The sequence below is a fragment of the Vibrio sp. LB10LO1 genome, assembly GCF_010092875.1.
GTDB lineage: Bacteria > Pseudomonadota > Gammaproteobacteria > Enterobacterales > Vibrionaceae > Vibrio > Vibrio campbellii.
This window is the reverse complement of the sequence record NZ_JAADJW010000035.1, coordinates 44,728-56,385: the sequence shown is the minus strand read 5'-3', so window position 1 is coordinate 56,385 and position 11,658 is coordinate 44,728. Positions and strand designations below refer to the sequence as shown.

Genomic DNA, 11,658 nt, shown 5'->3' with positions numbered 1-11,658 from the left:
AGGACGGGTAGAGCTTCAATAAAGGTGCTTTGGGAAGGATGGTTTAAACTACAAACCATCCTTGAGGGCTACGAACTCGCAATGTCTCTTGATCACTAGACTTGTGATCAAGAGACAGCCCGACTGGGAGGCTTTTTTGTATCTGTAGGTTGGCGAAGTTTGCTAAGCACAATACAAAGCTCATCCAAAGGGGAGTTCAAATGACAGGCGAAAAAAAGCCCAGACTAAAAAGTGTCTGGGCGGATACAAACATAGGAGTTAATAAGAAAAAGCAGCAATGTAGCAACTAGATAGAAACAAGTTTGACGGCCTGAAAAACTTTAAATGCCCTAGTTGTTACAGTAATTCAGACCGGGCTAATTCCAAACAGTTCCATTTTTTTTAGAAGTTTTTTTCACAAAATAATATTCGCTTTAAATTCATTCTCTTAAAGCGCCACTTTTCTTTCTGGTCAGACCAATGCGTGAAAATGTGATGTTAATCATTTGTTAATCTCAGGTTTCGGGAGTATATTTTCAAACAGTTGTTTAATACGAGTGATTGAAATGGCCCCGAGAAGTACAACAAAAGAAAAAATACTCGATGTAGCAGAAGGACTATTTGCAGAATACGGCTTCAATGACACATCACTACGAACCATTACTGGTAAGGCAAACGTAAACCTGGCTTCGGTTAACTACCACTTTGGCGACAAGAAAACGCTTGTAAGGGCAGTACTAGACCGTTACCTAGAAGCGCTAATGCCAAGCATTAAGACGTCGTTAATCGAGCTAAACACACGTGATAGCTACAACATGGATGAAGTGTTTGAATCGTTGCGTCTACCGCTAAGATCTTTGAATGAGGTAAGACCGAACGGTACGGCATTGTTTATGTTACTGATTGGTCGAGGCTACACCGACGTACAAGGTCATTTACGCTGGTTTATCAGTACAAGATATGAAGAAGTGATGAGCTTGTTCATGTTCTCCATCATGAAAGCGAACCCAGAATTAACCGAAGAACAATTGTTCTGGCGATTACACTTCACATTAGGCACTTGTGTTTTCACTATGGCATCAAGCCAAGCGTTAACAGAAATTGCAGAAAGTAAGTTTGAAAAAGAGGTTGATGTTAAGTCTGTCGTCGACCTTTTGATTCCATACTTGTCGGCTGGCATGTCGGCAAAGTAAAGCATATTAAATCAATAATAAAGATAAGTTAAAGCCGCTAGCGGTGACGTGAACAAAAGGATCTGAACTATGAGCTCTCTACGAAGAAAATGGATTAGTGACCCAGCATTTAAAATGTTTAAGAAAGTATTGCCTCCATTGTCGAGTACTGAAAAAGAAGCAATGGAAGCGGGCAGTGTATGGTGGGACGCTGAGCTATTCTCAGGCAAACCAAACTTTACAACGCTACATCATTATCCGAAGCCTGCGCTAACGTCTGAAGAGCAAGCCTTCATGGACAATGAGCTAGAAACGCTACTAGAAATGCTGGATGACCAAAAGATCGTGAAAGACGATCGAGATCTTCCACCAGAAGTATGGGAGTTTTTACGCAAGGAGCGTTTCTTCTCGCTGATCATTTCAAAAGAGTACGGTGGCCGAGAGTTTTCAGCGCTGGCTAACTCAACCATCGTTTCTCGCATTGCAACGCGCAGTATCAGTGCTGCGGTTTCAGTGATGGTTCCAAACTCTCTTGGTCCGGGTGAGCTGCTTTCTCACTATGGTACTCAAGATCAAAAAGATTATTGGCTGCCGCGTCTTGCAGACGGTACGGATATTCCATGTTTTGCCCTTACTGGTCCTGAAGCGGGCTCGGACGCTGGTGGTATCCCAGACCAAGGTGTTGTGTGTTATGGCATGCATGAAGGTGAAGAAGTTCTAGGTATCCGTGTTAGCTGGAACAAGCGTTACATCACTCTAGCACCTGTAGCTACGGTTCTTGGTCTAGCGTTTAAGCTTCAAGACCCTGATGGTCTACTTGGTGATAAGAAAGACGTGGGTATCACTTGTGCGCTAATTCCTGCTGATCACGAAGGTGTCGAAATTGGTGAGCGTCACGACCCACTGGGTTCTGCATTCATGAACGGCCCAACACGCGGTAACGATGTGTTTATTCCAATGGATTGGTTGATCGGTGGCTCCGAATACGCTGGCAAAGGTTGGCGTATGTTGGTGGAATGTCTATCGGCTGGACGAGGCATTTCCCTTCCTGCACTAGGCACAGCGATTGGCCACCTAACAACACGCACAACTGGCGCTTATGCTTATGTTCGTAAGCAGTTTGGTATGTCGATTGGTAAGTTTGAAGGTGTTGCAGAGGCGATGGGGCGCATTGGTGGTTTAACTTACCTACTAGAAGCGACTCGAACGCTAACCACCACTTCTCTGGATATGAAGGAGAAGCCAGGCATTGTAACTGCGATTGCGAAATACCACATGACGGAAATCGCTCGTACTATCCTAAATGACTCTTTCGATATCCATGCTGGTCGTGCTATTCAAGACGGTCCAATGAACTACCTAGCAAAACACTATCTAGGTATTCCGGTCGCGATTACGGTTGAAGGTGCAAACATTCTGACTCGTAACCTAATGATCTTCGGTCAGGGTGCAACACGTTGTCACCCATACGTTCTGAAAGAGATGGAAGCGGCGGCCAATCCTGATCCGAAAGAGGGCGCGAAAGAGTTTGATGATCTGCTGTTCAAACATATCAAACACGCAATGGGTAACACCTTTGGCGCATTGGGTGCAGCGTTGACTGGTTCTCGCTTCGTGAAAGCACACATGAGCGGGCCGACGCAGCAATACTATAAAGATATTACTCGCCTCAGCCGCGCGCTGGCAGTGAGTGCAGACTTCGCAATGTTGACTCTAGGTGGTGACCTGAAGCGCAAAGAAATGATTTCTGCACGCCTTGGTGATGGCTTAAGCTACTTGTACATGGCTTCTGCTGCACTCAAGAAGTATGAAGATGAAGGTCGTCAGCAGGGTGATTTGAACTTTGTACATTATGCAGTACAACACTGTTTATACAATGCTTCGAAGGCGTTGAATGAGGCTTACTCGAACTTCCCTGTGAAATACGTAGGTGGCGTTCTAAAAGGCTTGTTGTTCCCATTGGGTAACCACTTCAATGCGCCAAGCGACGAGCTATGTGTGAGCCTAGCAGAAGCGATGATGACACCAGGCGCTCAACGTGACCGACTGACTCATCTGTGCTACATCGGCAAAGAGGAAGACGACAGCGTTGGCCTAATGGAACGTGCATTCTTAGCGATGTACGATGTGAAGCCTCTTGAGCGTAAACTGATGAAAGCTGCAAAAGATGGCAAAGTAGCGCGTAAAGGTCTATTGCATGACCGCCTACAGCAAGCGTTTGAAGCCGAGGTGCTGACAGAGCAAGAAATCGACCAAATCATGGCGGCAGATAAGTTGCGCTACAAAGCGATTCAAGTCGACCACTTTAGTCACGATTTCTCAGAAGTTCGCACCAACGTGACGACGAAGAAATCGCACCTGAACTCAGCAGCATGAAGCGTTTGAGTATAAAATGAGAGAAGCACCTCAATTGAGGTGCTTTTTTGTGTTTGAGCCTTTAGGTTTTTCTGTTGAGTGCTCCAACCACTTGCATTTTCGCAGCATTTTTACAGAAATTAGGTGCGAAGTAGGGCTGAACCTTTTATCCTAGCAACGTTTTTTAAAGGAAGTTGAATATGATCATCAAACCTAGAATTCGTGGATTTATCTGTACTACTACGCACCCAGTGGGTTGTGAAGCTAACGTAAAAGAACAAATTGCTTACACTAAAGCACAAGGCCCAATTAAAAACGCACCAAAACGCGTTCTTGTTGTGGGTGCATCAAGTGGCTACGGCCTATCTTCTCGTATCGCTGCGGCATTTGGTGGCGGCGCTTCAACTATCGGTGTTTTCTTCGAAAAAGAAGGCACAGAGAAGAAGCCAGGTACAGCAGGTTTTTACAACGCGGCTGCTTTCGAGAAGCTAGCTCGTGAAGAAGGTCTGTACGCGAAAAGCCTAAACGGCGACGCTTTCTCAAATGAAGCAAAACAGAAAACAATCGATCTGATTAAAGAAGACCTTGGTCAGGTAGATATGGTGGTTTACTCACTGGCTTCTCCAGTACGTAAAATGCCAGAGACGGGTGAACTGATCCGTTCAGCACTTAAGCCTATCGGTGAGACTTACACGTCAACGGCTGTTGATACCAACAAAGACGTCATCATCGAAGCAAGCGTAGAGCCTGCAACTGAGCAAGAAATCCAAGACACAGTAACCGTAATGGGCGGTGAAGACTGGGAATTATGGATTAACGCACTATCAGACGCTGGCGTGCTAGCAGATGGTTGCAAAACAGTCGCATACAGCTACATCGGTACTGAGCTAACTTGGCCTATCTACTGGGATGGCGCTCTAGGTAAAGCGAAAATGGACCTTGATCGTGCATCAGCAGCACTGAACGAGAAACTATCTGCAACTGGCGGTAGCGCAAACGTAGCGGTACTTAAGTCTGTTGTGACTCAAGCAAGTTCTGCAATTCCTGTTATGCCTCTATACATCGCAATGGTATTCAAGAAAATGCGTGAAGAAGGCGTACATGAAGGTTGTATGGAGCAGATCTTCCGTATGTTCAGCCAGCGTCTTTACAAAGAAGACGGCAGCGCTGCAGAAGTAGATGAAGTGAACCGTCTACGTCTGGATGATTGGGAACTGCGCGAAGATATCCAACAACACTGTCGTGACCTATGGCCACAGATCACGTCTGAAAACCTAAAAGAGCTAACTGACTACGTTGAGTACAAAGAAGAGTTCTTGAAGCTATTCGGCTTCGGTGTTGACGGTGTGGATTACGAAGCAGACGTGAACCCAGCAGTAGAAACAGATTTCACTCAAATCTAATCGTTTCTAACGGAATTAAAAAAGGCGCTCAATAGAGCGCCTTTTTTGTGTCTCAATGCCTTGTGTTGAATCATGAGCGCTACCTAAAACCAAACAGCAACGCTCATTCAAAGGTTTTAGCTTAGAATTATCAGGATAGTACCTGCCAGCGTCATCAAGATATTGGCAATCGCGTACGTGCCTGCATAACCCAGAGCAGGGATTGTCGACTTCGCGTATTCGTTCACTACGTCCATTGCTGGAGCACATGTACGCGCACCGATGATGGCACCAAAGAGTAGCGCACGGTTCATCTTAAGTACGTAAGCGCCAACTAGGTAAGCAAGCACGACAGGCACAACGCTGACGATAAACGCCAAACCGATGATCTGCGGACCGACTTGTGAAAGGTGCTCAAAAATCTTACCACCAGCGCTCAAACCAATTCCGACCATAAAGAACATCAGGCCTAAGTCTTTGACCATGTTCAGTGCCCCCTGTGGAACATAACCAAAAGTCGGGTGGTTTGCTCGTAGGAAGCCCAGTGTGATGCCAGAAAGTAATAGGCCGACTGCGTTACCTAAGCTGAATGACACTTGACCAAACGTCATGGTCACCAAGCCAAACATAATGCCCAGAATAAAGAAGCTACAAAACGCGAGTAAGTCTGCCATTTGGCTGTGGATCGAGATGAAACCGATTTTCTCAGCAAGGCCATGAACACGACTCTTTTCACCACTCACCTGAAGTACATCACCTTTAGCGAGAACAATGTCTAAATCCATCGGCATTTCAATTTGAGCACGTACTACGCGGTTCAAGAAACAGCCGAATTCCGATAGGTTCAAATCAGATAGACGCTTACCAGCAATCGCATCGCTTTTAACCACGATCTCTTCTTCGACAATTCGAAGGTCAAGTAGGTTACGGTCGAATACTTCTTTGCCGTTACGGAAACTTGGGTCAAGACGTGCGTGGCTGTCTGGGAAACCTACTAGAGCGATTTCGTCACCTTCTTGTAGGATTGCGTCACCATCTGGGTGGGCCAGAATGCCGTTACGACGAATACGTTCTATGTAACAACCTGTCTGGCGGTAAATGCCCAGCTCACGAAGGTTCTTACCATCTGTCCAGTCAATCAGCTCAGGGCCAACACGGTACGCACGGATAATCGGCAGGTACACCTTACGTTGGCTAGAGTTACCAAGTCCACGCTCTTGTGCGATCTGTTGCGCTGAATCCGATAGGTTTTGCTTTTGCAGCTTTGGCAGCAGTTTGGCGAACATGATCATACTGATCAAACCTACCAGATAAGCCATCGCGTAACCGACGGATAGATTTTCTAATACCAAAGAAAAATCCATATTACGCGGAATGGTTGCAAGACCAGAGTTTAATGCATCTTGTGCACCTACCAGAACAGGCGTAGCGGTAAGAGCGCCCGCCATCATGCCGGCAGATAAACCAAAATCAAGGCCCATATAGTGGCTGCAAAAGTAGGTAAGACCTACCGCAGAGACTAATACGGTCATACTTAGAATAAAGTAATGTTTACCGTCTCGGAAAAAAATGCCGAAGAAGTTAGGCCCAGCTTCAATACCTACACAGTAGATAAAGAGCATAAAGCCGATGGTTAAGGCCTCTGCATTAAAAGAAAAGCCAAGATGGCCCATTACGAGAGAAGTAATGAGAACGCCAATAGAATTGCCTAACTGCAACTTTCCAAAGCGAATTTTACCAATGGCAAGGCCAATTGCTAATACGACGAAGATTAGAAGAATGGGGTTTTGTTCGAGAAGGTGTACGACGTCTATGTTCACTGCGTGGCTCGGGTAAGGTGTGTGCCAAATAAAATAGTTAAGAATTTCGAATTGTAACTAAATATGGAAAAAAGATAAGTGAAATTTTTTAGGTTTTACTATTACTTGACGTAGGGGAATTCTAATTTGGAAAGATAATAAAAAAGCCGCTAATAGCGGCTTTAAAAAATCAGTAATTTGAATTACTCGTCGAACAGACCTAGGTGCTCTTTTGCGTAAGCTTCAAAGTCATCACAACCACCGATGTGCGTTTGGTCGATGAAGATTTGAGGAACAGTTTCTACTGGCTTACCAACTGTTTTCTCTAGGTCAGCTTTAGAAATGCCTTCAGCGTGGATATCTACGTAACGGTAGTTGAAGTCATCACGTTTTGCTTTTAGCGTTTCTGCGTGCTCTTTTGCACGAACACAGAATGGACAAGCTGGGCGACCAAAGATAACTACGAACATAATCTTATTTCTCCTAAAATCTCTTCTTGTAGAAAGCGACACTAGACTTCATGTCGGTACACGCCTTCATTTGTTGAGATAACTATGCCCGATCCAGTTACGGAAATAAAGTAGCAATTACCTCTTGTCTCGATAGGTGAAATCTATCGTATAAAAACTGAACGCGCACTAAGCTTATAGCCAAGAAAAGTCACTTTTGAGGGCAATTCTTAATCGTTTAAATGGCGTGTTAAGTATGTGAAGTGACGCATAAAAACATACTTAATGTAGGGTTAATGGCGGCAAGGTGCACTCGGTCAACTTTTTTTTGCTGAAAGCATAGCACTCTAGTGTGAGTTGTTGTTTGGGGAGGAAGTGTATGTTTCAGTTTATGACTGCGACACGGATTATCTTCGGCGAGGGGGCGCTCCAATCTTCGCTGTCTGTAATCAATCAATTTGGCTACAGCGTTTTACTGGTCACGGGTAAAGATACGCAACGAGCCACACCTATCATTAATTATCTAAAAGCGCAGAACATGCGTTATCAGCATGTCGCCATTAATGGCGAACCTAATATCACCATGGTGGAAGAAACTGCCGTGCTTGGGCGCAAGTTTCAGCCGGACATGGTCATTGCAATTGGTGGGGGCAGTGTCATTGATATGGGCAAAGCACTTGCCGCTATCATCCCCAACCAAGGTGATGTCTATGATTACGTCGAAGTGGTTGGGCGAAACGTACCTTTAAAAACCAAACCGATTCATTTTATTGCAATTCCTACGACAGCAAGTACTGGATCTGAAGTGACCAGAAATGCGGTGCTTAAGTCGGGGCAAGATCAAGTGAAGGTCAGTTTAAGAAGCCCGGAAATGCTTGCTGATGTAGCGATAGTCGATCCAACGTTAACCTATGGCACTGATCAATATACCTCTGGTCGCGGCGCGATGGATGCGTTCACTCACCTTATGGAAGCTTACGTATGTGGTGATCCTAATCCGCTCACTGACATGGTGTGTGAGGAAGGGTTGCGTCGTTTAAGCCGTTCGGTCATTGCAGGGTGTAAGCAAGACAGTCACAAAGCCAGAGCAGACCTTTCTTTTGCAGCACTTTTGGGTGGAATGGCCATCACCAACGCTAAGCTAGGCGCTGCGCACGGTTTAGCTTCTGCATTGGGTGGCAAGCTTGATGCTCCTCACAGTGTCATTACCGCGCGTTTGGCTCCTCATGTTATGCAAGAAAACATCAATGCTGCAAAAAGGGCAGGGCGCAGCGACGTAATAAGCCGTTACAAGCGATTGGCGCAACTCGTCACGGAAAGAACCAATGCCAACGAGCATGACGGCGTACTTTGGGTGAGAATGGTGCTGGATAAGCTTGAGTTACCTCAGCTTGGAAAATTTGGTGTGTGTCAGACGTCGTTTGAGCAAGTCGCTGACGATGCACTTAAGTCAGTTGCTATCAAAGGCAACCCATTACCGCTCACGCAGGATCGTTTGGTGTACATTCTTCGCCAAGTATGTGATTGCAGCGATGCCTGCGTGGGCGAGAGTGAGGGTAGCCAACATGTAAGCTCAGTAGAGGTGTTGGAGTCACGTTCTGATCTCTCAGATGTGAATCAATAGAAATACGATTGACCAGATACGAAAAGGGGAGCTATTTAGCTCCCCTTTCTATTTTTTATTACTGACTAAGTCGATTCGTTAGTATTGACTCAGCTTGTCGTAGCGGCTGTCTTTCAGCGCGTCTTTTACTCGCTTCAAGTTCTCACGGAAGCCAGTGCCACGGCGCAGAGTAAAGCCAGTGGCTAGCACATCGATCACCGTCATTTGTACTACGCGACTTGCCATTGGCATGTAAACGTCAGTGTCTTCTGGTACGTCTAGAGTAATAGCCAGTGAGCTTGCTTTCTCTAGCGGTGAATCTTTGGCTGTGATAGCAATAACGGTTGCACCGTTTTCACGTGCAAGGTTCGCAATCTCAACTTGGCTCTTAGTGCGACCCGTATGAGAAATCAGAACGATCACGTCGTTATCACTGCAGTTAATGCAGCTCATGCGTTGCATTACGATGTCTTCAAAACAAGTAATTGGAATGTTGAAGCGGATAAACTTGTTTTGAGCGTCACGCGCAACAGAAGAAGAGGCGCCTAGACCGAAGAATGAGATGCGCTTCGCTTGAGTCAACAGATCAACCGCACGGTTAACTTGCATCGCATCAAGGCTGTTTTTCGCAACATCCAAACACGCCATTGTCGATTCAAAAATCTTGTGCGTGTAGGCATCAGGGCCATCGTCTTCTTCCACGTTACGGTTAACGTAAGGTGTACCATTGGCAAGGCTTTGCGCAAGGTGAAGTTTAAAGTCCGGGAAACCTTTGGTATCCAGACGGCGACAGAAACGGTTTACAGTAGGCTCACTCACGTCAGCCATTTTCGCTAACGTTGCAATGCTTGAATGAATTGCAGTTTGTGGAGACGCCATAATTACTTCTGCAACTTTGCGCTCTGACTTACTGAAATTCTCCAGATTTTTTTGAATTTTTTCTAATGTATTCATAGTGTTCACGAGGGTATAGAGAACAACTCGCTGGCTCTGCTAACGGGTGGAAACCCAAGGGCTTCTCGGTCTAGAGGGGCGTTAACGAAAACTACCAGCGCCATAAAATCAGTATAAACCCGATCCTCAATCTGGCTAAACCAAATACGGTTACTATTTCGTGAGAATTTGACAAGCCTCAAACAAAATGTTGTAAAAACTACAGAATTGGATGTGGGATAGTTGGTTTGTTGCTCTAGTGGCACAATAATGATGTTTGAGTTACACCAAAACGAAAGAAATTTTCAATTTGATGTAACTCACATTGACGCTTAGGAATTGAGAATGTCTTCGACTGTTTCTTCAATCTTCGCCATTAAACTTGGAGCTTGCAAAGCAATTTCGCGTTGTTCATCCAGAACAGCACTTAGAATATCGTTCGTAGTCAATGGGTTGGCTAATACAACACGGAAAACGATGGTGTTCATACGCTGCCATTGGTCTGGGTTCAGTCGAGTACGAGAAACGAATGATTTACCTGTTTCACGTTGACGCTTTTGGATAAATTGAGTCAGCTGGTTTAACAACTCGTTCAATTTCTCTTTCTGCGTACCTTGTGCTTTTTCTAGCGCTGCTCGCATATGAGTTGGCAAGTAGCGATAGGTCAGTAGGCAAAGCTCAGGCTCAGACACCAACTCAAAGTCTTCCTGCTGGTTGATAAGATCAGCAAAGTAACGAGCCTTGGCAATACTCTGATCGATAAGCAGTTCATAACCAGGGCGGCTGATGATGTGCATCGCTGCGTAAACCAGCATCGCCATACCTGAACGTGAGCCTTCCAGAGTGTGGCTGCCTAAGTCTTTTGAACCTTTACGCAAGATATACTGCGCGTGATGCTCGATAGACTTCATCGCGTCTGGATCTTTAAACAGAACCATGCCCGCGCCCATTGGGATGTAGAGCTGTTTGTGGGCGTCAATGGTGACCGAGTCTGCAAGCTCAACACCGTCAAGCAGGTGACGATGGTGATTCGACATCAGAGTAGCTCCACCCCATGCTGCATCCACGTGAAAATGGCAATTGTGTTCCGCACAAACTTCGGCGATTTGAGTCAGAGGATCAACACTACCCGTCTCGGTTGTACCTGCAACACCAACGACAGCGATAGGCTTGATGTTTTGTGCTTCAAGCTCAGCGATTTTCACTTTAAGGTCATCAACGATAATGCGGTTATTCGCATCTGTTTTGACAGCAACCAAGCCTTCTTGGCCAAGCCCAAGCACGTCAGCGGCTTTCTTTAATGAGTAGTGGCCACGCTCTGAAACCAGAATTGCCAGTCCTTCATAGCCATAGTGCTTCATGGCTTTGAATAGACCTTCTTTCTCCACGCCTTTAAATGCGCCGTTCGCTTTTAATGCCTTGTTGCGTGCAACCCAAAGCGCAGTAATGTTGGCGACGGTACCGCCAGAACAAAATGCACCGAGAGAGTGCTTCGCACTGTGCATCCACTTAGCGTAGAACTTATCGTCCTGTCCGTAGATAAGGCGGTGCAACATACCAAGCACTTGGCGTTCAAGTGGTGTGAATGCTTTCGAAGTTTCAATCTTTACCAAGTTTTGGTTTAAAGCAATCATGATCTTCGACAACGGCATTAAGAAATACGGTAGGGCAGAAGTCATGTGACCAATAAAGCTTGGTGCAGAAGTGTGAACCGAGTGAGATACCAAAGTATCAAGCAGGTGCTCGGTGTGGTCTGAAACGAACTCAGGTTGCTCAGGAATCTGAGCAGAAGAAAAGTCTTTCTCTATTTCGTGTAAAGGCTTTTCTTCTGCCACGATGTGTTCACGAAGAAATTGATTCAAGTTCTGGGAGAGACTTTCGTCGATTTTGGTCAACGTCGAATCTGGACCTTCAGGAATCGTGAAGATCTTTAACAAGCTCTCGAAGCTAACGTCAGCGGTTTTTTGTTCCTTAACCATAGCAAAG

The 11,658-nt window shown here is 45.6% G+C and carries 8 protein-coding genes; 4 read left to right on the top strand and 4 right to left on the bottom strand.

Annotation, left to right across the window (positions count from 1 at the left end):
* Nucleotides 1–545: 545 nt before the first annotated feature.
* The 3 genes from GXP65_RS20270 (at nt 546) to fabV (ending at nt 4,909) form a co-directional block, all read left to right on the top strand.
* Entirely contained in the window at nt 546–1,172 is a 627-nt protein-coding gene (locus GXP65_RS20270) for a TetR/AcrR family transcriptional regulator (protein WP_038891364.1), read from the top strand.
* A gap of 69 nt (nt 1,173–1,241) precedes the next feature.
* Nucleotides 1,242–3,527, top strand: coding sequence for an acyl-CoA dehydrogenase (locus GXP65_RS20265; protein WP_162093580.1), 2,286 nt, complete (start codon nt 1,242–1,244; stop codon nt 3,525–3,527).
* 179 nt (nt 3,528–3,706) lie between these two features.
* Nucleotides 3,707–4,909 (top strand): enoyl-ACP reductase FabV, encoded by a 1,203-nt coding sequence (gene fabV, locus GXP65_RS20260; protein ID WP_005529200.1) that lies wholly within the window; start codon nt 3,707–3,709, stop codon nt 4,907–4,909.
* A gap of 116 nt (nt 4,910–5,025) precedes the next feature.
* Here the strand turns inward: fabV and GXP65_RS20255 are convergent, their stop codons facing one another.
* Both GXP65_RS20255 and GXP65_RS20250 read right to left on the bottom strand, forming a co-directional pair.
* A complete protein-coding gene (locus tag GXP65_RS20255) occupies nt 5,026–6,708 on the bottom strand; it encodes an aspartate:alanine antiporter (RefSeq protein ID WP_045452918.1) in 1,683 nt (560 codons plus the stop codon).
* Nucleotides 6,709–6,890: 182 nt separating this feature from the next.
* Complete coding sequence (locus GXP65_RS20250; protein ID WP_005428550.1) at nt 6,891–7,157, bottom strand: GrxA family glutaredoxin; 267 nt, start codon at nt 7,155–7,157, stop codon at nt 6,891–6,893.
* Nucleotides 7,158–7,515: 358 nt separating this feature from the next.
* On the opposite strand from GXP65_RS20250, the gene GXP65_RS20245 reads away from it, so the two are divergent.
* Nucleotides 7,516–8,760: an iron-containing alcohol dehydrogenase gene (locus GXP65_RS20245; RefSeq protein WP_045418302.1), complete on the top strand. Its 1,245-nt coding sequence runs from the start codon at nt 7,516–7,518 to the stop codon at nt 8,758–8,760.
* A gap of 78 nt (nt 8,761–8,838) precedes the next feature.
* On the opposite strand, the gene GXP65_RS20240 is transcribed toward GXP65_RS20245, so the two are convergent.
* Complete coding sequence (locus GXP65_RS20240; protein WP_005444542.1) at nt 8,839–9,693, bottom strand: MurR/RpiR family transcriptional regulator; 855 nt, start codon at nt 9,691–9,693, stop codon at nt 8,839–8,841.
* Nucleotides 9,694–10,004: 311 nt separating this feature from the next.
* Complete coding sequence (gene panP / locus GXP65_RS20235; protein WP_162093579.1) at nt 10,005–11,651, bottom strand: pyridoxal-dependent aspartate 1-decarboxylase PanP; 1,647 nt, start codon at nt 11,649–11,651, stop codon at nt 10,005–10,007.
* Nucleotides 11,652–11,658 lie beyond the last annotated feature (7 nt).

What these genes read in the sequence shown, in the direction of transcription:
- GXP65_RS20270 (WP_038891364.1), top strand. Translation starts at nt 546, where the DNA reads ATGGCCCCGAGAAGTACAACAAAAGAAAAAATACTCGATGTAGCAGAA.
- GXP65_RS20265 (WP_162093580.1), top strand. Translation starts at nt 1,242, where the DNA reads ATGAGCTCTCTACGAAGAAAATGGATTAGTGACCCAGCATTTAAAATG.
- fabV (WP_005529200.1), top strand. Translation starts at nt 3,707, where the DNA reads ATGATCATCAAACCTAGAATTCGTGGATTTATCTGTACTACTACGCAC.
- GXP65_RS20250 (WP_005428550.1), bottom strand. Translation starts at nt 7,157, where the DNA reads ATGTTCGTAGTTATCTTTGGTCGCCCAGCTTGTCCATTCTGTGTTCGT.
- GXP65_RS20245 (WP_045418302.1), top strand. Translation starts at nt 7,516, where the DNA reads ATGTTTCAGTTTATGACTGCGACACGGATTATCTTCGGCGAGGGGGCG.
- GXP65_RS20240 (WP_005444542.1), bottom strand. Translation starts at nt 9,693, where the DNA reads ATGAATACATTAGAAAAAATTCAAAAAAATCTGGAGAATTTCAGTAAG.
- panP (WP_162093579.1), bottom strand. Translation starts at nt 11,651, where the DNA reads ATGGTTAAGGAACAAAAAACCGCTGACGTTAGCTTCGAGAGCTTGTTA.